Raw genomic sequence first — 19,730 nt, 5'->3', positions numbered from 1 at the left:
TCCGGGGCTCTTTATTTTCAGCCGCATCGCTTTTTTCGACGTTCGTAAAACGCCCGCACCATAACCATGTTTATTGCACGGTGCCGTCATCGGTCGGCATCGGTGGCGCAAGCGGCCAATTTGGCTAAGGTGCCCGTCAGTGAAATCAGACGCGCACCGAACGGCCATGAAGCATAACCATGGTGCTTTGGCTTGGCGCAGCACTCAAACGGCACGGCACAGAAAACATGACTTCCGTTTCACTCTCCGCAACGGAGATCGAGCGCTACAAAAGACATCTGGTCCTCAAGGAAGTTGGCGGCCAGGGACAGCAGGCGCTGAAGCGCGCCCGTGTTCTGCTGATCGGAGCAGGCGGCCTCGGCTCGCCGCTAGCGCTTTACCTTGCCGCGGCGGGCGTCGGCACAATTGGCATTATCGATGACGATCACGTCTCGCTCGATAACCTGCAGCGCCAGATTGCCCACACCACCGCCAGCGTCGGCGCTCCCAAGGTAAACAGCGCAGCGGAAACGATGGCGGCCATAAATCCACACGTCACTGTCGAACCGCTCAACATGCGCCTTGATGCTGACAACGCGCTGGACGTCATCTCCCGCTACGACATCGTCGCCGATGGGTCTGACAATGCCGCAACACGTTACCTTGTCTCAGATGCCTGCTATCTGGCTCGACGCACACTCGTTTTCGGCGCTGTAGGTCCGTTCGACGGATACGTGTCGACCTTCAAGCCACACCTGCGCGGCACCGACGACACACCTTTCCCGAGCTATCGCTGTTTGTTTCCGGAACCGCCACCAGCCAACGAAGGCCCGAACTGCTCCGACGTAGGAGTGTTGGGCGCTGTTGTAGGCGTCATCGGTACTTTGCAGGCAACAGAGGTACTTAAGGAAATCCTGGGATTGGGCACCACGCTCGCCGGTCGGCTGCTAATCTATGATGCACTCGCCGGGCGCTTTGAAAGCGTTTCGGTGGGCTGGGATCCGGAGAATGCCATCAGCGGCGTCAACCCTTCGATAACCGATCTATCAATTCATGCAGCGGCGGCGAATCGCAACTCGACATGCGCGGCATGACAGGATACCGCTTTCATGTTCCACATTTGGACATTGCGTACCGTGTATATTGCCCTTATCGCAGCCCTGCTTCTCCCCTTGCCCGAGTATCGCGAGGCACACGCGCAGCCTGAGCAACAGCAGATGTCTGTGGCTCCCGCGCCCTCCGACGATACGCTCGAGTACGGCGCCATTGCGTTTACGCCCGATGGCTCCTTCTTCGCAGTCTGGAAGATCGGATCGCGACTGGAAGCGGAAGAAAAAGTGCGCGCCGAATGCGCGGACATGGGGCGCGGTGATTGCGAAGCCGTCAGCTTTCGCGGCGAGGTGTGTGCCGCGATTGCCTCCGGGCGCGTTTCCAAGCAGCGCAAGGTCACCTACTCTGGCGGCGGCTTGACCCCACGCGAAGCCGAACGTGTCGCCCTCGACCGCTGCAACAAAAACCGCCGCGCGCGCGGTTCCTGCCAGCTTCGGACAACCGTTTGCGGTGATGGAAGGCTTGATTCAGCAACCGCCAAGGCGCCCTGAGCTGAGCTTGCTTGCCTGCCTGCTTGCCCGCCCGCCCGCCCGCCATGACTCCCTGGTCTAATCGCAAATGCAATAAGGGCGCCCCTCACGGAGCGCCCCAAATAATCTCAACCGAAGCTGCGGCTCAGAACATGGCCGGATGCACACGGTCCGGCGGCGCGTGGCCATCAAGGAAGGTCTTGATGTTGATGATGACCTTCTCGCCCATGTCGATACGACCCTCAACGGTCGCCGAGCTCATATGCGGCAGCGCCACGACGCGATCCGAGTTGAGGATCTTCGGATTGACGGCCGGCTCGTTCTCGAACACGTCCAGACCCGCGCCGGCAATGGCACCTGCCTCGATCAATCGGGCAAGTTCGTTCTCGTCGATCACTTCGCCGCGCGAGGTGTTGACGACATATGCCGACGGCTTCAACAGACGCAACCGCCGCGCCGACAGCAGGTGATAGGTGCCGGGCGTATGCGGGCAGTTCACTGAAACGATATCAACGCGGGTCAGCATCTGATCGAGGCTTTCCCAATAGGTCGCCTCAAGCTCGCGCTCGACATCCTGCGAAACGCGGCGCCGATTGTGATAGTGGATCTGCAGTCCGAATGCTTTCGCGCGGCGTGCTACAGCCTGACCGATGCGGCCCATGCCGATGATGCCGAGACGCTTGCCAAAAATGCGGTGCCCCAACATCCAGGTCGGCGACCAGCCAGTCCAACCGGCGTGGTGCTCCTTAAGGTAGGCAGCGCCCTCGGCGAGCCGACGCGGCACCGCCAAAATCAATGCCATCGTCATGTCGGCCGTGTCTTCGGTCAGCACGCCGGGCGTATTGGTGACGGTGATGCCACGGTTACGGGCGGTGTCGAGATCGATGTTGTCGACGCCGGTGCCGAAGTTGGCGATCAGGCGCAGCTGCGGCCCCGCCTGCGAGATAACCGCGCGGTCTATCCGATCCGTGACAGTCGGAACCAGAACATCGGCGATCTTGAGAGCTTCGGTGATCTGGCCTTGGCTCATAGGCTGATCGTCAACGTTGAGCCGTGCATCGAACAGCTCACGCATGCGCGTCTCGACGACATCCGGTAGCTTGCGCGTTACAATGACGATTGGTTTTCGGGCGCTGTTCGGCATTGGGGGATCGCTGTTGTCTCTTGAATATGCAGGGAATTGTTCAGGGGAAGCACGCTAGGAACCGGCTCCGAACGGCCCCCTACTCAGGCAGGTCTAACAGAAGGCCATTGCAATGACAAAGTGCGGGATTTTCTATCTACTGCAATCGCATCACATTGCCTTCACAGTTTCATATCGGTGCCGGGCGATCTAGGCGGAAAAGCTGTCACCAACGAGGCAAGGAAGACGAATGCGAGCCTTTTTCGCACAATGGCGGATTTGCTTGTTTACGGTGGCTGCGGCCACGCTGACCGTAAGCGCCGTCGCCCAGCCGGCCGGTCCCGGCTCCAGCATTTCAAGCAGCGGCCTGCCGTTACCGCGTTTCGTCAGCCTGAAATCCGACCGGGTCAACATGCGGCAGGGCCCGGGGACCGACTATCCCACCGCCTGGGTATATCGCCGCGCAGGCCTGCCGCTGGAGGTCGTCCGGGAATTCGAAGGCTGGCGCCAGGTGCGCGACGCCGACGGATCAGCGGGATGGGTACTGCAATCGTTTCTTTCCGGGCGCCGCACCGCACTGGTGCTGCCGTGGGAAATCAAGCAGGGGCAGAAAGCACCCAAGGTTGCGCTGCGCAGAAACGATAGCGAGCGCTCCGCCGCGGTCGCGATGATTGAAGCCGGTGTGATCGCCAATCTGGTGAGCTGCGACAGCCGCTGGTGCCTAGTGAATATCGATAAGTATCAGGGCTATATCGAGCAGAAAAAGCTTTGGGGCGTCTATGAAGGCGAAGTGCTGAGATAACCGCGCCCGGTTAGCGGCGCAGCAGATTGGGAGGCCCGTTCCGGCTCTTGGCCTGAAGCGCAACGGCAGCCCGCAGCCTGATATCGCCGTCGGTGGGAAACGAAGCACTCCCCCCCCCCCCCCCAAACCCCAGAAACAAAAACGGCCGCTGATGCGGCCATTTTCTTATTCGATATCTCGACACCACGTGGAGGCGGGTGGCTCAGGCCTTCTTCAGGCGAATGACCACGTCGATATGCGTGATGCGCATGCCCTCGGGCGGCTCCGGCACGCCGTCCACGCGGATTGCATGGCCCGGAATATCGTGCAGCTCACCCTCTTCCTCGTCGAAAAAGTGGTTATGGTTCGAGGTGTTGGTGTCAAAGTACGCCTTGGCGCCATTGATCGCCAGCTCGCGGACCAGACCAGCACGCTTGAACTGATGCAGCGTGTTGTAAACGGTGGCCAGCGAGACGTGCTGTCCGGCTGCCGTAGCTTCCGCGTGCAGGGATTCCGCGCTTACGTGGCGGTCCTCGCCCTCAAACAGCAGGCTGCCAAGTGCCATACGCTGACGCGTCGGCCGCAGTCCTGCCTTGCGGAGAACCTGAGCAACGCCACCACGGGAGGGCTTACCCTCCGAGTGACTATGCGAGTGTGTCATTCTATCGGTCATTCGCTTGCGCCAGATGCCAAATTGATGGGCCACGAAAACATGCGCAGCCTGTCTGATGGGGCTTGATCTGACCGCGTCTCACCGCAGGCGACGTCGGCTCAAGCTAACATTACTGGTGTAGTATAGTCAGACCACCGCCAGCCTGCAACACGGCAGAACGTCAGATATGTGCGCACATCGCCTCTCCCAACCTGACAGGGGCTGCAGGCGCCCTTTTGAAGCCAACATGACTGTGTTAGGAACCCCCACCGGGTTGCGGATGAGCACAACGCGTGCTGCTGGCAGCCTTCGATTAAGCACCCTTATGGGCGCACGCTGTGAATAGAGACTGGGCCAAGAAATCATGACAGAACGCCGCACGAGCTTCGAATATGAGGATCTGCTTGCCTGCGGGCGCGGAGAATTGTTCGGGGCCGGCAATGCCCAGCTGCCCCTGCCGCCGATGCTGATGTTCGACCGTATTAGCCTTGTTTCGGAAAACGGCGGCCAGCATGGCAAAGGCCAGATCGCGGCCGAACTTCAGGTTGCAGGCAATCCCAACCTCGACTGGTTTTTCCGCTGCCACTTTGAAGGCGATCCGGTGATGCCGGGCTGCCTTGGCCTTGATGCCCTGTGGCAGATGACCGGCTTTTTCCTTGGATGGCTTGGCGCACCGGGACGTGGCCGCGCGCTTGGTGTTGGCGAAGTGAAGTTCACCGGCATGGTGGTGCCGACCACTGGCCGCATCGAATATGTCATCGACATGAAGCGCGTGATCCTGCGCAAACTGAAGCTCGCGATTGCCGATGGCGTCATGAAAGCCGACGGCCAAGTGATTTACACAGCTACCGATCTGCGCGTCGGCCTGTTTGAGAGCGGCGAAACGACCGCCCCGGTCAGTTCTTGATCTTGGTGCCGTTTCGTGCTCGCTTCCGCCGAAGAAAATTGCCGGCAGGCGTCATGAGCGCCGGGCGCAAGGGGATGTGCGGATGAGACGTGTCGTCGTCACGGGAATGGGCATCGTTTCCTCGATCGGAAACAATAGCCAAGAGGTGCTCGCCTCCCTGCGCGAAGGAAAATCCGGCATTGTGCGCGCTGACAAGTACGCCGAGCTGGGTTTCCGTTGCCAGGTGCACGGCGCGCCCAACATCGATTGGGAATCGCAGGTTCCGCGCAAACCGCGCCGCTTCATGAGCGATGGCGTGGGCTGGAACTATGTCGCAATGGATCAGGCGATTCGAGACGCAGGGCTGGAAGAAGCCGACATCATCAACGAGCGCACCGGCATCATCATGGGCTCGGGTGGTCCGTCGACGCGCGCCATCGTGCAGGCAGCCGACGTAACGCGCGAAAAAGACCCCAAGAAGGTTGGCCCGTTCGAGGTGCCGAAAGCCATGTGCTCGGGCCCATCGGCCGCGCTGGCAACAAGCTTCCAGATCAAGGGCGTGAACTATTCCATCTCGTCCGCCTGTTCCACTTCCGCCCACTGCATCGGCAATGCCGCCGAACTCATCCAGTGGGGCAAGCAGGATGTGATGTTTGCCGGCGGCTGCGAGGAGCTGGACTGGACGCTGTCGGTGCTGTTCGACAGCATGGGCGCGATGTCTTCCCGCTTTAACGATACGCCAGCCAAGGCCAGCCGTGCCTATGACAAGGACCGTGACGGCTTCGTGATCGCAGGTGGCGCCGGTGTTGTCGTGCTTGAAGAGCTTGAGCACGCAAAGGCACGCGGCGCACGGATTTATGGTGAGGTTGTCGGCTACGGCGCCACTTCAGACGGCTTCGACATGGTTGCGCCGTCCGGCGAAGGCGCGGTGCGCTGCATGCAGTCGGCGCTGAAGGGCCTCGACGGCAAGGGCATCGCGGAAAAGATCGACTACATCAATCCGCATGGCACCGGCACGCCCATCGGCGACCTGCGCGAGATCGAAGCCATCCGCCAGGTCTTCAAGGACGAGATCCCTTACATCGCCGCGACGAAATCGCTGACCGGGCATTCGCTCGGAGCTGTCGGCGTTCAGGAGGCGATCTTCTCGTTGCTGATGCTAAACAACGGTTTCATCTGCGAAAGCGCCAACATCGAAGAGATCGATCCGGCACTGGCAGATGTTCCAATCGTGCGTCAGCGCATGGATAACGTTAGCCTTAATTGTGTGATGTCGAACAGTTTTGGCTTCGGCGGTACTAATGCCACCCTCGTTTTCCGCCGCCTGCCAAGCTAGAACGGCTATAATCTTCCGGCAGTCCGTATGAGACGCGCAAACCGGAAGAGCCAGATAAGCGCGCAAGCACGATCATGATCCAAGTAGCGGACGGATTCGCCGATCCGCATGTAATGGAACGACAGGAACCCCCATGACCGCAATCGACTTCGCCAATCCCGGCCCCATCATGGCAGGCAAGCGCGGACTGATCATGGGCGTCGCCAACGAGCGCTCGATCGCCTGGGGCATCGCCCGTATTCTCGCCGGCCAGGGTGCCGAGCTGGCATTCACCTATCAGGACGGCGCATTCGGCCGCCGCGCCCTGCCGCTGGCACAGTCCATCGGCGCTGAAATCATTGAGCCGTGCAACGTGCTCGATCTGGAGAGCGTTGATCGCGTGTTCGAGCGCGTCACCGAAAAGTGGGGCAACCTGGACTTCGTGGTCCACGCGCTCGCCTTCTCCGATCCGCGCGAGCTTTCCGGCCGCTACGTCAACACCACGCGCGAGAACTTCTCCAACACCATGGTGATCTCGTGCTTCTCCTTCACCGAGGTGGCCAAGCGCGCGCTGCCGCTGATGAAGGACGGCGGCTCGCTGCTGACGCTCAGCTACGGCGGCGCCACCAAGTCGGTGCCTTCCTATAACGTTATGGGCGTTGCCAAGGCGGCGCTTGAAGCTTCGGTCCGCTATCTGGCGGCCGACCTCGGTCCGCAGGGCATTCGCGTCAATGCGCTGTCCGCTGGTCCGATGCGCACGCTGTCCGGCGCCGGTGTTTCCGATGCCCGCGTGATCTTCAATTTCCAGAAAGAGAACTCGCCGCTGCGTCGCACGCCGTCACTGAACGAAGTCGGCGGTTCGGCCCTTTACCTGCTGTCGGATCTGTCCGGCGCGGTCACGGGCGAAGTCCATTTCGTCGACTGCGGTTACTCCACCGTGTCGATGCCGAGCCTCGATGCGCTGAAGCACTTCGATGCCGAATCCGGTGGCCGCAACGCCGCCGAATAAGCAGTCTCTTGACGCCGCGCAATTGCCGGATCACACACGCGCATGATCGGCGTCTTCGACTCAGGTCTGGGTGGACTGACGGTGCTACGGGCACTCGTCAGTCGCTTCCCGGATAAGTCCTTCATATATCTCGGGGATCATGCCAACGTCCCCTATGGCGACCGCTCATCGGCGGAAGTCATCGATCTGACGCGCGCCAGCGTGGAAGCGCTGTTCGCCGAAGGCTGCAAGCTGGTGTTATTGGGCTGCAATACCGCAACCGCGGTAGCCGCCCGTCATCTGCAGCAGACATGGCTGCCCGCCAGCCAATGGCGCGAACACAACGTGCTGGGTATCGTCGCTCCAACTGTCGAAGCGGCCACGCAGACGCCGTGGGCAGTGTCGGCGCCGCAATACCCCCAGAAATACAACACTGACGTCATCGGCGTATTCGGCACCACGCGCACCATCTCCTCGGATGTCTACCCGGAGGAGATCCGCAAGCGCTGCCCGAAGGTCACCGTCGTGCAGCAGGTGTGCTCGCGCCTTGCCGGTGCCATCGAGCACGAAGCGCCAGAGCCAGAGCTGGAGCAGCTTGTCGAGGAAGGCGTGCGCGGACTGCTTGCGCAGACCGATGGCATTCCTCCGCATCGGGCCATTCTGGGTTGCACACACTTCCCACTGGTCGAGCACCTGTTCCGGCGCCATCTGCCGCCGTTCACGCGCATTCTCTCGCAGCCTGAGGTCGTCGCTGACAGCCTTGAGGATTATCTGGCGCGGCACACGCGCTTCACCGCCGGCGATCCCGCTGGCCGGCTGACGCTGCTCACCTCCGGCAACCCGGATGAGATCAGCGCACGCGCGCAGGTGTTCTGGCCGGACGTCGCCGCCTTCACCTGCGCGAAAACGAAAGTCTGATCGGTTCGCTGCGTTGCGCGTTGCGGATTATCGTTTCGCTCTGCGCCGCAAAAACGAAAACAGCCGGCGAAGCTGTGCGCTCCACCGGCTGCATTCGATACAATCAACAGTGTCCCGCCGATCAGTTACCCGGCATGGTGTTGAAGCGGGCCTTCTGCTCGTCGCTCAGCGAGTCATAGAAGCCAGACAGCGCGGGCCGCACTTCGTTCATCGCAGTGACGGTTGCCTTGAGGCGCTTGCCCATCGCGTCGAGACGCGCTTCCGTTGTGGCTGGAACCTGCGCCGGGCAAGTCTCCTGAAGCATCGCGGCCGCCTTGGCAGAAACCGCGTCCAGCTTGTCCAGCGCCGCCTTCTGCTCCTCGTTCGGATCAACCGTTGCGATGATCTCCTGCGTCGGCACGTTCACGAACGCTTCGTTCTGGTTGGAACACAGCGCAGCCGGGCTGGCCGCCTTGTCACCACCCAGCACATCAAGCGCCTGACGCTGTTCGGCGGTCAGCGAAGCATCGAAGCGTGCCAGCGGACCGCGCACCAGATCGATGCCCTGCACCATCGCGTCGAGACGCTTCTGCAGCGCGTCGAGGCGACCAACAGGCGTCAGCGGCGGCGACTTCGGGCATGAATTGCCCAGCACGTTGCCAGCCTCATTAGACGCCGCTTCCAGCGCCTTCAGATCCGCAAGCTGCGTGCCTGTTGGGTTCACGCTCGACTTGATCTGCGCGATCGGCAGGCCCGATACACCGGGTGCAAAGCCGCTGCACGTCGACAGATCGGCGCTCTGGCTTGCAGCTGCGTTGCTGTTGCTATCGCCATTGTCACCGCCATCGGATGCAACCGATGAGCCCGCTCCCGATGCATCCGAAGCATCGCTCGGCGCAGCAGCCGCGCTGTTCGACGGGCCGGAGCTGTAAATGTCCTGATGCGAAGACTGCGCATAGGTGTAGCTGCTATCGGTGTTGGTCCAGGCCGTTGCACCATAACCGCCGCTCGGCCAGGCATAGGCGCCATTCGGCCAGAACAGACCGCCCATGATGTAGTCAACGTTGTAGTTCCAGAACGGCGCCGTTGCAGCGTATGGCCACCACGCGAACGACCACATATCACCCAGCGCGAACGGCCAGAACACCGGGCCAGCCCAACCCCAACGGCAGTTGAAGCAGTTGAAGTTGCGGGCGTTCCAATGGCTGTTCCAGAAGCCGTTGTGATCCCAGCGGCCCCAGTTCACCGGACGATTCCAGTTGTTCCAGTGATGGTTCAGCTCATCCCGGTGCGCCAGATCGCGGTTCAGGTCGTCACGGTCGCGAATGCGGTCTCCGGCGTGATCATCGGGACGATGATCACCGATGTGGTCCGCCGGACGGTGATCGCCTGCATGGTCATCCGGCCGATGGTCGTCATGGTCCGGGCTATGGTCGTCGGCGCGGTGCTGATCGCGGTCGCGAACATCGCGCCGATCATCCCGGGCATGATCCCGATCAATGTCGCGGTGTTCCATGCGCGGAGCGGAATGCATTTCGGGCCGGAATTCCGGATGAAACTCGGGCCGGAAGCCACCGCCCATGCGGCCAAAGTCGGCCCGACCGCCAAAATGACCACCGCCGAAGCCGCCGCCGAAATGACCGCCACCGCCAAAGCCACCGAAGTGACCGCCGCCGCCGAAACCGCGCGCCTGTGAATCGGTCGCCGATACCAGTGCGCCCACGGAAATGCTTGCCGCCAGCGCAATAATTGAGCCGCGAACCATGAGTTCCCTCCGGGAAATAAGCTATTTTCAGGCCAGCGCCCGATAAGCCATGCATACACGGCAACTCGTAATGGCCCCCCAACACCGGCAGGAACGTTGCAGGACGGCAAATAAAGCATTGAGAAGCGAGTTATCCGGGTATGTGACAGCGTCATTTGCAATGGTGACGCTGCGGCACGATATGAGGCTCCCTATCGGGTGCCGTGGCGGCTATTGATCGTGCCAACGCACCGACAACAGGAAGTGATGATGCAGCCCGACGACCTAAACACCACCGTAGTCGTTCCGCCGGAATGGGCGATTCTGAAGGCGGTATGGACCGCCTGGCCGGCCAACGCCGATGAATGGAACGGCGACCTCGAATCCCCCCGTCGTGACGTAGCCGAGCTGGTGCGTGCGCTGGCCGAGACGAACACCGTGCGGCTGCTGGTCAATGGGGCGGAGGCTGAAGCATCGGCACGCGCGGTGCTGGGCGGCACGGCCGACATCATTCAGGCGCGGTATGGCGACATCTGGCTGCGCGATACCGGACCGATCTTTTCGCGCTCGGACCTCGGCCCCATCGCACTGCGCTTCGCCACCAACAGCTGGGGCGGCAAATACGACCTGCCCGACGACGCTACCGTCGGCGACGACATCGCGCGCATCGCCGAAGCGCCCGTGCGCCGCTTCGACTTCGTGCTTGAAGGTGGTGCCGTCGATCATGATGGCGAAGGCACAATCCTCACCACGCGGCAGACACTGCTGAACCCGAACCGCAACGGCTGGTCGAAAGAGCAGGCTGAAGCTGCTCTGGCGCAGGCATTCAGCACCCGCAAGGTGATCTGGATCGATGAGGGCCTGCACAACGATCATACCGATGGCCACGTCGACAACATCGCGCGCTTTGTTGGCCCCGGCCGCGTGGTGTGTCAGGCGCCGGCCGGCGATGACGATCCCAACCGCGAGACGCTGAACGCCATCGCTGCGTCGCTGGAAGCTGCAACGGATGCATGCGGTCGCAAGCTGGAGGTGACGCGCGTTCCGGGCGTTGGCCTCTATCGCAACGCGCTCGGCGAAATCTCGCCTGCTTCGCACATGAACTTCATCATCGCCAACGGACTTGTCATTGTGCCGGTGTATGGAACCTCAACGCAGGAAGCGGCGCTTGAAGCTTTGCGGGGCGTGTTCCCCGACCACAAGGTAATCGGCGTATCCTCGAAGGGCTTGCTCGGTTGCGGCACCGCAGGCGGCGGCTCCTTCCACTGCATCACCCAGCAGGAACCACGATAAATGGCCAATCGCACCATCACCGTCGCCGCCATCCAAACGCATTTCGGCAACGATGTCGCCGACAACATCGCGCGCACGGAAAAGTTCGTGCGTGCGGCGGCGGCTGAAGGCGCGCAGGTCGTGCTACCGCCTGAACTGTTTCAGGGCATCTACTTCTGCACACGGCAGAACCCGAAGTGGTTCGAGACCGCATTCGCAACGGAAGAGCATCCGTGTGTGATCGCGATGCGCAAGCTGGCCGCTGACCTCGGCATTGTAATTCCAGTGTCGTTCTTCGAGAAGGACGGCCCGCGCTATTACAACAGCATTGCCATTGCCGACACCGACGGCAGCATCCTCGGCGTCTATCGCAAGAGCCACATTCCCGATGGCCCCGGCTATCAGGAGAAGTATTACTTCCGGCCGGGCGACACCGGCTTCAAGGCCTGGAAAACGCGCGCAGGCAACATCGGCGTCGGCATCTGCTGGGATCAGTGGTTCCCGGAATGCGCGCGCGCGATGGCGCTGGCCGGAGCAGAAGTGCTGTTCTACCCGACCGCGATTGGCTCTGAGCCCTACGACACCAGCCTCGACACGCATCTGCAGTGGCAGCGCGCGATGCAAGGCCATGCGGTTTCGAACGCCATTCCCATTGTGGCCGCCAACCGCATCGGACTGGAAAAAAACGAAGGCGCGGAGCAGCGCTTTTACGGCCATTCGTTCATCGCCGACCATCGCGGCGAGATCGTTGCGGAGCTGGGGCGCGATACCGAAGGCGTGCTTGTGCACACGTTCGATCTCGATGAGATCCAGAGCTACCGCGCCGATTGGGGTTTCTTCCGTGATCGCCGCACCGAGCTCTATGAAAAGAGCATCATCTAAGCGATCACACACACCACATAAGCACAAAAAAAATCGGGCCCATCAGGGCCCGAAATTTTGTGTTCGATACTGTGTGTGCTTCGCCCACTTCCGCCCGGAAGGCAGAAGACTAAGCATCACTTCGCCATCTGCTGACCGATCGCGATCAGACGCGCTGAGCGCTCAGCCGCATTCTGAAGATTCTGCCGCGTCTTCTCGATCGCGGTATCGAGCGTCATCACGTTAGCCGTCGCCGCTTCAAGCCCGGCGATGCCGTGCTCGAAAATTCCGCGCGCGTCGTCTGACAAACCGCCACCGATAGCAATCACCGGCACGCCATGCTTGCCGGCTGCGTTGGCAACACCCGACGGCGTCTTGCCGAACGCTGTCTGGAAATCGACGCGGCCTTCGCCCGTGAACGCCAGCGAAGCGCCTTTCATATGCTGCTCAAGACGCGTTGCCGCGACCACAAGCTCCACACCGCGCTTCAGCGTTGCGTTGGTGAATGCCATCAGCCCCGCGCCAATGCCGCCGCCTGCGCCGGCACCGGCGCGGTCAGCCACATCGACACCAACGGAACGCTTAATGACCTTGGCGAAATGCTGCAGATTGCTGTCGAGCTGCTCCACCATTTCCGGCGTTGCGCCCTTCTGCGGTCCGTAAACGCGCGAAGCACCGGTCTCGCCACACAGCGGATTGGTGACGTCGCACGCAACGTTGATGCGCACCTTCGCCAGCCCCGGATTGATGGTGGACATGTCCACTGCCTGGATCTTGTCGAGGTCGCCGCCAGCGATCAGGTCGGGAATGATGGTGCCGCCGAAATTGACGAAGCGAACACCCAGCGCCTGCGCAAGCCCCGCGCCACCATCGTTGGTAGCTGAGCCCCCGATGCCGAGAATGATCTCCTCCACGCCACGGTCGATCGCATCCGCAATGAGCTGCCCCGTGCCGAACGTCGTGGCCTTCAGAGGGTCGCGCTGGTCGCGCGGCACCAGTGGCAAACCGGACGCCTCTGCCATTTCGATGACGGCGGTCTTGCCGTTGCCCAGCAGGCCATAGGACGCCAGCACCGGCGCCCCCAGCGGACCGCACACCTCAACCTTGACGATTTCGCCGCCCGTCGCATCGACAAGCGACTGGACCGTGCCCTCGCCGCCGTCGGCCATCGGCACCTTTACGTAGGTTGCGTCCGGCCAGACCCTCTTGAGACCGGCTTCGATCTCACTCGCCACTTCAAGCGAGGAAAGGCTTTCTTTGAAGGAATCTGGGGCAATGACGATCTTCATATGGCACTTCTTCTGACGGACGCTCGCGCGCCAACGGCTAATGGGCGAAAGGGTGTGGTGAAAGCCTGCACTGTGTCGCGCGGCTGCTTAAAGTTGCTTTCTTCCAGCACCCGTGGCTGGGGGGCCATCATGGCACATAGTTAAGGCGAACAAATTGATTGTTCAGTCCTGGGTAAACTGCAAGCAGGAATGTCGTGCGTTACAACCGGGGCTCAGCATGTCACTGCCGGACACCGGTCCCCGCCAATGCCTGCAAGTTTCTCTCAGCTTAGCAAGCCGTCGTACAATCCGCACAACCCAAGTTCGCAAAGGATACAGCCCACGTGACCAACTTCACCGTACGCCAAGGCTGCCGCTACCGCGCCACCCTCACCCTCGGCATGCTGGAAAGCCTCGCCAGCAACACCATGATCGCTTCGAAGCTGGAGGATGCCGGCTTTGCGGAGGTGAGTGTTGAAGGACAAGGCTCCGTTCGTCAGGCTACTGCCCTTTGGCCCAATGGCGATACCAGCGCCGCAATGCCAAAACAGGTGACCTCAGTAGAAGAGATTGGCGCAGCTTGAAGCCATAGGTTGTGCGCGACAAAATGGCATAAATCCATCCAGCCTGTAGTTTCTACGTCGAATTCATTATTGAACAATCGGCATTTGGCATTAAATCACAGTGATTTAAACGTGGATCATTGACCGCGATGACCTAGGTTTGCCCTGCAACGGTTGACCGATACGAGACTTGCCATTGAAACGAAACGGGTACATTCTACAACCTTAGGGCGTATGCGACGGCTCGCACTAAATGCGGGCCGTTACATTACGGGCTGGACTTATGTGGGCAGCCCATGATTGCCTGTTGCAGGAGGGAGGGCACGGATGCTGGATACCTATCAGGCCAAACTGACATTGTATGCGACGCATTCTGCCTGGAGCGAGGGCGATATCGAAGGCGTCCTCAATTGCTATACTGACGACCTCATCTACTATTCCAACGCCAGCGCTACCGGCGATGCACCTTTGATCATCCATGGCCGAGAGAACTTTCGGCTGATGCTTGAGCGGATCAGCGGCGCCGCCGAAAGCATGTCCATCGTCGACTTTTTCCGCTTCGGCGACGACAACGTTGGGCGCGCCACCGTTCAGGGCTTCATCAAGCACCGCGTCACGCGTCACACGCTGACGGGCACCTTCCGCCAGGAAGTAACCTACCGCGGCAATCGGATCTGCCAAATGCGTGAATATCACGATGCCGCCCGGATGCGCACATTCTGGCACATCGTATCGCAGGACGAGATCATCGACCGCGTGTTGATGTCCGCCTGCTGACGCTGCCCCTTCAGGCCACCTCGCTTGCCTTCCTCTTTGGCGTCGGGAGCCTAGGCGCCACCTCTTCACAGCCCAGAATTTCGGTCTCCGCTCTACAGAAGCTATCTTCCGCTACCATGTCGCTTTTATGCGATACCAACTGAACGACAGTCCGACACGGGGTTTGTCTGCCCCCCAATCGGCACTCCGCACGCGTTTGATGTATAGGGTTCCAGCCCGCGTTTGGTGGATAGCAGTCGCGCTGCAATGCGCCTCCGCGACGGTCGAATACTGCAAGCAACGGGGTCGCCTAAGGGTCTTGTCATCTTTTGACAGCACCGCGGACGTGTTTGCGTGCGGATAGTTTCCGCATCTGCTTGGTGCCTTCGACAAATCAGCGAGTTGCGACGTCGTGCAGCTCCTCGACGGAGCGGGCCGCGGCCGTGCATTGCCAGTGCTCCACCTTGGCAAAGATCTGCGCAGTGGGATTGGGGGCGTACGAGTAGCGCGGCAGTAGCCAAGCGTGGTCTCGCGCATCCGAGGTTCCAGCGCGACCAGTTCCAACCGGAGCAGTAATCTAAAAAGCGAAAGGCCCCGCTCGAGACGGGGCCTTTGCCATATTCAGAAGCGCGCGAGAACACCCGCCGCTTTTCATTCATCTGCGCAGGCAAGTCTGAAGCCGTTAGATCCTCAGAACTGCCAGCAGTGCTCTAGCCGTTATCGCGACGCGGACGACGGTCGCGACCGCCACCATTGTCACGACGCGGCGGACGCGTTGCGGACATTTCCGGCTCCGGCTCTTCGCCCTCAGCGCGCGGAATTTCCTGACCCGTGGTCTGATCGACAATCTTCATCGACAGGCGCGTCTTGCCGCGCTCATCGAAGCCGAGCAGCTTCACGTAGACTTCCTGGCCTTCCTTCACAACTTCGCCGACAGTCTCAGGACGACCCTGCGAGAGCTGCGAAATGTGAACCAGACCATCCTTCGCGCCGAAGAAGTTCACGAAGGCGCCGAAGTCCATGATCTTGACGACCTTGCCCTTGTAGATCGTGCCGACTTCCGGCTCCGAAGCGATCTCCTTGATGCGCTTCAGAGCAGCTTCGATCGATTCACGCTTCGAGGCAGCGACCTTCACCGTGCCGTCGTCACTGATGTCGACCTTGGCGCCGGATTCAGCAACGATCTCGCGGATCACCGAGCCGCCCGAACCGATCACTTCACGGATCTTGTCGGTCGGGATCTTGATCGTCTCGATGCGCGGTGCATGCTCGCCCAGTTCGGTGCGTGCCGTGCCGAGCGCCTTGCCCATCTCACCAAGAATGTGCATGCGGCCGTCGCGCGCCTGATCGAGCGCAACACGCATGATCTCTTCGGTGATGCCGGTGATCTTGATGTCCATCTGCAGCGCGGTGATACCGTTTTCGGTACCGGCTACCTTGAAGTCCATGTCGCCGAGGTGATCTTCGTCGCCAAGGATGTCGGACAGAACGGCGAAGTCTTCGCCTTCCTTGATGAGGCCCATGGCGATGCCCGCCACCGGCGAATTCATCGGAACGCCTGCATCCATCAAAGCCAGCGACGTGCCGCAAACCGTGGCCATCGATGACGAACCGTTGGATTCGGTGATCTCCGAAACGACGCGGATCGTGTACGGGAACGCTTCCTGCTCCGGCATCACCGGATGGATGGCGCGCCAGGCCAGCTTGCCGTGGCCGATCTCGCGACGACCTGGCGAGCCCATGCGGCCCGTCTCACCCACCGAGTACGGCGGGAAGTTGTAGTGCAGCATGAAGCGCTCTTTGCGGGTGCCTTCAAGTGCATCGATGAACTGCTCGTCTTCGCCGGTGCCAAGCGTGGCGACAACCAGCGCCTGCGTCTCACCGCGCGTGAACAGCGCCGAACCGTGCGTGCGCGGAAGAACATGCACATCCGAAACGATCGGACGCACGGTCTTCAGATCGCGACCGTCGATACGGCGGCCGGTCTTCACGATGTCGCCGCGCACGATCTCGCTTTCCAGCGCCTTGAACGTGTCGGACAGCAGCACCTGCTCGTTCGGATCGTCGGGGATCTCGATACCAGCCTTGACCTTGGCCTTGGCCTCAGCCTTCAGCTCATAACGCTTCTGCTTCTCCTTGGTGGAGAACGCAGCGCGCAGATCGGCCTCTGCCAGCTCACGCACCTTCGCAGCATACTTCTGCGAGTCCGGAAGCTTGATATCCCACGGCTCTTTCGCGGCCTTCTCGGCCAGCTTGATGATCGCCTGGATGACCGGCTGGAAGTGGTTGTGACCGAACATCACCGCTTCAAGCATCTGCTTCTCGGAAAGCTCCTTGGCTTCCGATTCAACCATCATCACGGCATCGGTTGTGCCGGCGATGACGAGGTCAAGCGCACTTTCAGCCATCTCGTCGAGCATCGGATTGAGCACGAACTCGTTGCCGATGAGGCCAACGCGGGCTGCACCGATCGGGCCGAGGAACGGCACACCGGACAGGGTCAGCGCAGCGGAAGCCGCAACCAGACCCAGAATGTCCGGATCGTTCTCCATGTCGTGCGAAAGCACGGTGATGACGACCTGCGTCTCGTTCTTGAAGCCCTCAACGAAGAGAGGACGGATCGGACGGTCGATGAGGCGCGAGGTCAGCGTCTCCTTCTCGGAGGGACGGCCTTCGCGCTTAAAGAAGCCGCCGGGGATCTTGCCCGCAGCGTAGGTCTTCTCCTGATAGTTCACGGTAAGGGGGAAGAAGTCGATGCCGGGCTTCGGCGACTTGGCGGCAACAACGGTCGCTAGAACGCTGGTTTCGCCATACTGAGCATACACAGCAGCGTCTGCCTGACGCGCCATACGCCCGGTCTCAAGCGTAAGCTTGCGGCCGCCCCAGTCGATTTCTACACGATGGATATCGAACATGATCGTTCTTTCTTTCTCTCGTCTCGTGACGTTGCACAACCGACCGGATTGCCGGCTGCGCTATGCTCCGGCATCAGGCCGGTCGAGAGGCTCATTGCCTCTTCGTCAGGGCTCAGAAATGCGTAAGCGCAAATTTCTGACTAGAACTTTCAAACAAAAACCCCAGACCCGCTTGGCATCCATAAAGGAATGCGGCGGGATCCAGGGGTTGCGGCGGATAGCCGAATTTTAGGGGATCACAGCTATCCGCGCGCCTGTCCTTTAGCGGCGGATGCCGTGCTTTTCGATGATGGTCTGATAGCGCTGTACGTCCTTGCGCTTCACATAGTCGAGAAGCTGACGGCGCAGACCGACCATCTTAAGCAGACCGCGACGCGAATGGTTGTCTTTCTTGTGCGTCTTGAAGTGCTCGGTGAGGTGATTGATGCGAGCCGTGAGGATCGCGATCTGCACTTCAGGCGAACCGGTATCGTTGGCCTTGATAGCGTTTTCCTGAATGAGCGCGCTCTTGCGCTCAGGAGTAATCGACATCGGGCATCCTTTCAGTTGGAAGTGGAAAATGAGGGCCAAACCCTCGGGCTGCGGCCACTGCCGGGATGTCGTCCAGCAGGGTCGCAATTAGGTGGGCGTCTTATACACGAGCCGGGCGCTCGGGCGAGCACAAAACCGACGCGCACAGTGCCTTACTCGTTAACCGGTGGTTGCACTCTGTCCCCGCCGGATCTTCTTTCACGGCCTCAGCCGAAATTGAACACGCGGGTCGGACGGAACTCGCCCTTTTCCAACTCGCCCAAGGCAAGAATGCGGCCTTTGAAGTGAGCCCAGGCGGCGCCCGTCATCACCGGCGCGTCACGCCCGCGCACCAGCACAGACTGCCCACGCGACAGATTTGCCGCATCGTTCTGGCTCATGCTCAGCCCCGGAATCTCGTCCAGTGCCGCCTCGACGGGTTGCAGATAGCTCATCACATCGCCCTGCTCGGCAGCTTCAACCAGTTCGACAAGCGGGATTGCGATTTCTTCGTCGAAGCCACCGACTCTGGTCCGGCGCAACGCCACAACATGCGCCGCGCTGCCCAGCATGCGGCCCATATCGCGGGCCAGCGCACGAACATAAGTGCCCTTGCCGCAGTCCGCCTCAAGCACGGCGGTTGCTTCATCCGCCATTGCAACGAGACGCAGGTCGTCAACCACAATGGTGCGCGCTTCCAGCACCACCTGCTCGCCGCTGCGGGCCAGATCGTAGGCACGGTTGCCGTTGATCTTGATGGCGGAGAATGCCGGCGGCACCTGGCTGATCTCGCCGATGAAGTCCTCAAGGATGTCTTCGATCTCAGCCGGCGATGGCAGCACGTCGGACGTGCGGACGACCTTGCCTTCAGCGTCGTCGGTGTCGGTCTCAGCGCCAAAGCGCACCGAAAACCGATACGATTTTTCGCCATCGACGGCGAACGGCACGGTTTTCGTCGCTTCGCCAAGCGCGATCGGCAGAATACCGGTTGCGAGCGGATCGAGCGTGCCCGCATGCCCCGCCTTTTGCGCACCGAACAGGCGGCGAACCGCGCCGACGGCCTGCGTTGACGTCATGCCAATAGGTTTATCCAGCACGACCCAGCCATGCACCGGGTTGCCTTTTTTACGTCGCGCCATGCGAGGGATCAGTCCTTGTCCACGTCCTGTCGAACCTTCTGGCTGGCCAGCAGCGCATCGATGCGGCAGGCCTCCTCGAAGGTTTCGTCGCGGCGGAAACGCAGGTCAGGTGCAAACTTCAGGTTCACCGACCGGGCAACTTCGCCGCGAATGTATTTCTTGTTCCGATTCAACGCAGCGATGACCTCATCGGTGCCGCTGTCGCCCAGCGTAACGATGTAGACGGTCGCGAGCTTGAGATCCGGCGACAGGCGCACCTGAGGCACGGTGATCACATGCCCGGCGATGACATCGTCCTGCACTTCACTGCGCGAAAGCATCTCTGCCAGCTTGTGCCGGATAAGCTCACCCACACGAAGCATACGCTGCGTTGGCGCCGCCGCCGACGCCGTTTTTTTTGATCTTGTCACTGGAAATAATCCATTGCCATGACGGGATTGAACCACCATTGGCATCGAACAAAATGCCTGTGCCGCCATTACAGGGGAACACAGACCACGA

At 60.8% G+C, this 19,730-nt stretch carries 20 protein-coding genes; 12 read left to right on the top strand and 8 right to left on the bottom strand.

Translation table 11 applies throughout. From position 1 onward, the window contains the following. Window positions 1-227 precede the first annotated feature (227 nt). On the top strand, window positions 228-1,073 hold the full coding sequence (locus C6Y62_RS15820) for a HesA/MoeB/ThiF family protein (RefSeq protein WP_173954742.1): 846 nt from the start codon (window positions 228-230) through the stop codon (window positions 1,071-1,073). A gap of 123 nt (window positions 1,074-1,196) precedes the next feature. Beyond that, window positions 1,197-1,580 (top strand): DUF4189 domain-containing protein, encoded by a 384-nt coding sequence (locus tag C6Y62_RS15815; protein ID WP_068462191.1) that lies wholly within the window; start codon window positions 1,197-1,199, stop codon window positions 1,578-1,580. A gap of 124 nt (window positions 1,581-1,704) precedes the next feature. Here C6Y62_RS15815 and C6Y62_RS15810 read toward each other — a convergent pair whose 3' ends face one another. After that, window positions 1,705-2,703: a 2-hydroxyacid dehydrogenase gene (locus C6Y62_RS15810; protein WP_068462189.1), complete on the bottom strand. Its 999-nt coding sequence runs from the start codon at window positions 2,701-2,703 to the stop codon at window positions 1,705-1,707. Between the two features lie 271 nt (window positions 2,704-2,974). On the opposite strand from C6Y62_RS15810, the gene C6Y62_RS15805 reads away from it, so the two are divergent. After that, window positions 2,975-3,484, top strand: coding sequence for an SH3 domain-containing protein (locus tag C6Y62_RS15805; protein WP_245281905.1), 510 nt, complete (start codon window positions 2,975-2,977; stop codon window positions 3,482-3,484). A gap of 202 nt (window positions 3,485-3,686) precedes the next feature. On the opposite strand, the gene irrA is transcribed toward C6Y62_RS15805, so the two are convergent. Continuing rightward, window positions 3,687-4,124 carry an iron response transcriptional regulator IrrA gene (gene irrA, locus C6Y62_RS15800; protein ID WP_068462186.1) on the bottom strand — a complete coding sequence of 146 codons (438 nt, stop codon included), beginning with the start codon at window positions 4,122-4,124 and terminating at the stop codon, window positions 3,687-3,689. Window positions 4,125-4,479: 355 nt separating this feature from the next. On the opposite strand from irrA, the gene fabA reads away from it, so the two are divergent. The 4 genes from fabA to C6Y62_RS15780 all read left to right on the top strand — a co-directional run bounded on the left by fabA (window position 4,480) and on the right by C6Y62_RS15780 (window position 8,222). After that, the gene (gene fabA / locus C6Y62_RS15795) at window positions 4,480-5,022 is read left to right on the top strand and encodes a 3-hydroxyacyl-[acyl-carrier-protein] dehydratase FabA (protein ID WP_068462184.1); all 543 of its coding nucleotides are present in this window, start codon (window positions 4,480-4,482) and stop codon (window positions 5,020-5,022) included. An 82-nt stretch (window positions 5,023-5,104) separates the two neighbouring features. After that, window positions 5,105-6,337 carry a beta-ketoacyl-ACP synthase I gene (gene fabB, locus C6Y62_RS15790; RefSeq protein WP_173954741.1) on the top strand — a complete coding sequence of 411 codons (1,233 nt, stop codon included), beginning with the start codon at window positions 5,105-5,107 and terminating at the stop codon, window positions 6,335-6,337. A 133-nt stretch (window positions 6,338-6,470) separates the two neighbouring features. Beyond that, a complete protein-coding gene (gene fabI / locus C6Y62_RS15785) occupies window positions 6,471-7,325 on the top strand; it encodes an enoyl-ACP reductase FabI (RefSeq protein ID WP_068462180.1) in 855 nt (284 codons plus the stop codon). A 42-nt stretch (window positions 7,326-7,367) separates the two neighbouring features. Beyond that, window positions 7,368-8,222 carry a glutamate racemase gene (locus C6Y62_RS15780; RefSeq protein WP_173954740.1) on the top strand — a complete coding sequence of 285 codons (855 nt, stop codon included), beginning with the start codon at window positions 7,368-7,370 and terminating at the stop codon, window positions 8,220-8,222. A gap of 121 nt (window positions 8,223-8,343) precedes the next feature. Here the strand turns inward: C6Y62_RS15780 and C6Y62_RS15775 are convergent, their stop codons facing one another. Next, window positions 8,344-9,447: a Spy/CpxP family protein refolding chaperone gene (locus C6Y62_RS15775; protein ID WP_173954739.1), complete on the bottom strand. Its 1,104-nt coding sequence runs from the start codon at window positions 9,445-9,447 to the stop codon at window positions 8,344-8,346. Between the two features lie 24 nt (window positions 9,448-9,471). Between C6Y62_RS15775 and C6Y62_RS15770 the strand changes: the two genes are divergently transcribed. From C6Y62_RS15770 to aguB, 3 genes are all read left to right on the top strand, one after another. Then, window positions 9,472-9,897 carry a hypothetical protein gene (locus tag C6Y62_RS15770; protein ID WP_173954738.1) on the top strand — a complete coding sequence of 142 codons (426 nt, stop codon included), beginning with the start codon at window positions 9,472-9,474 and terminating at the stop codon, window positions 9,895-9,897. A 318-nt stretch (window positions 9,898-10,215) separates the two neighbouring features. Then, window positions 10,216-11,238, top strand: coding sequence for an agmatine deiminase family protein (locus C6Y62_RS15765; RefSeq protein ID WP_173954737.1), 1,023 nt, complete (start codon window positions 10,216-10,218; stop codon window positions 11,236-11,238). Next, complete coding sequence (gene aguB / locus C6Y62_RS15760; RefSeq protein WP_173954736.1) at window positions 11,239-12,099, top strand: N-carbamoylputrescine amidase; 861 nt, start codon at window positions 11,239-11,241, stop codon at window positions 12,097-12,099. A gap of 116 nt (window positions 12,100-12,215) precedes the next feature. Here the strand turns inward: aguB and C6Y62_RS15755 are convergent, their stop codons facing one another. Next, on the bottom strand, window positions 12,216-13,367 hold the full coding sequence (locus C6Y62_RS15755; protein ID WP_068462169.1) for a glycerate kinase: 1,152 nt from the start codon (window positions 13,365-13,367) through the stop codon (window positions 12,216-12,218). 323 nt (window positions 13,368-13,690) lie between these two features. Between C6Y62_RS15755 and C6Y62_RS15750 the strand changes: the two genes are divergently transcribed. After that, window positions 13,691-13,930, top strand: coding sequence for a hypothetical protein (locus tag C6Y62_RS15750; protein WP_173954735.1), 240 nt, complete (start codon window positions 13,691-13,693; stop codon window positions 13,928-13,930). Window positions 13,931-14,236: 306 nt separating this feature from the next. Further along, the gene (locus C6Y62_RS15745; RefSeq protein ID WP_173954734.1) at window positions 14,237-14,686 is read left to right on the top strand and encodes a nuclear transport factor 2 family protein; all 450 of its coding nucleotides are present in this window, start codon (window positions 14,237-14,239) and stop codon (window positions 14,684-14,686) included. Between the two features lie 689 nt (window positions 14,687-15,375). Here C6Y62_RS15745 and pnp read toward each other — a convergent pair. The 4 genes from pnp to rbfA form a co-directional block, all read right to left on the bottom strand. After that, window positions 15,376-17,580, bottom strand: a complete 2,205-nt coding sequence (pnp, locus tag C6Y62_RS15740) for a polyribonucleotide nucleotidyltransferase (protein WP_068462163.1) — start codon at window positions 17,578-17,580, stop codon at window positions 15,376-15,378. Window positions 17,581-17,841: 261 nt separating this feature from the next. Next, window positions 17,842-18,198, bottom strand: a complete 357-nt coding sequence (gene rpsO / locus C6Y62_RS15735; RefSeq protein WP_420844175.1) for a 30S ribosomal protein S15 — start codon at window positions 18,196-18,198, stop codon at window positions 17,842-17,844. 119 nt (window positions 18,199-18,317) lie between these two features. After that, window positions 18,318-19,229 (bottom strand): tRNA pseudouridine(55) synthase TruB, encoded by a 912-nt coding sequence (gene truB, locus C6Y62_RS15730; protein WP_173954732.1) that lies wholly within the window; start codon window positions 19,227-19,229, stop codon window positions 18,318-18,320. Window positions 19,230-19,237: 8 nt separating this feature from the next. After that, complete coding sequence (gene rbfA, locus C6Y62_RS15725; RefSeq protein WP_068462268.1) at window positions 19,238-19,591, bottom strand: 30S ribosome-binding factor RbfA; 354 nt, start codon at window positions 19,589-19,591, stop codon at window positions 19,238-19,240. Between the last annotated feature and the right edge of the window lie 139 nt (window positions 19,592-19,730).

This window comes from Hyphomicrobium sulfonivorans, from assembly GCF_013306565.1.
GTDB classification, from domain to species: Bacteria; Pseudomonadota; Alphaproteobacteria; order Rhizobiales; family Hyphomicrobiaceae; genus Hyphomicrobium_A; species Hyphomicrobium_A sulfonivorans.
The sequence above is the reverse complement of the archived record's forward strand: the minus strand, read 5'-3'. Positions and strand labels throughout refer to the sequence as shown.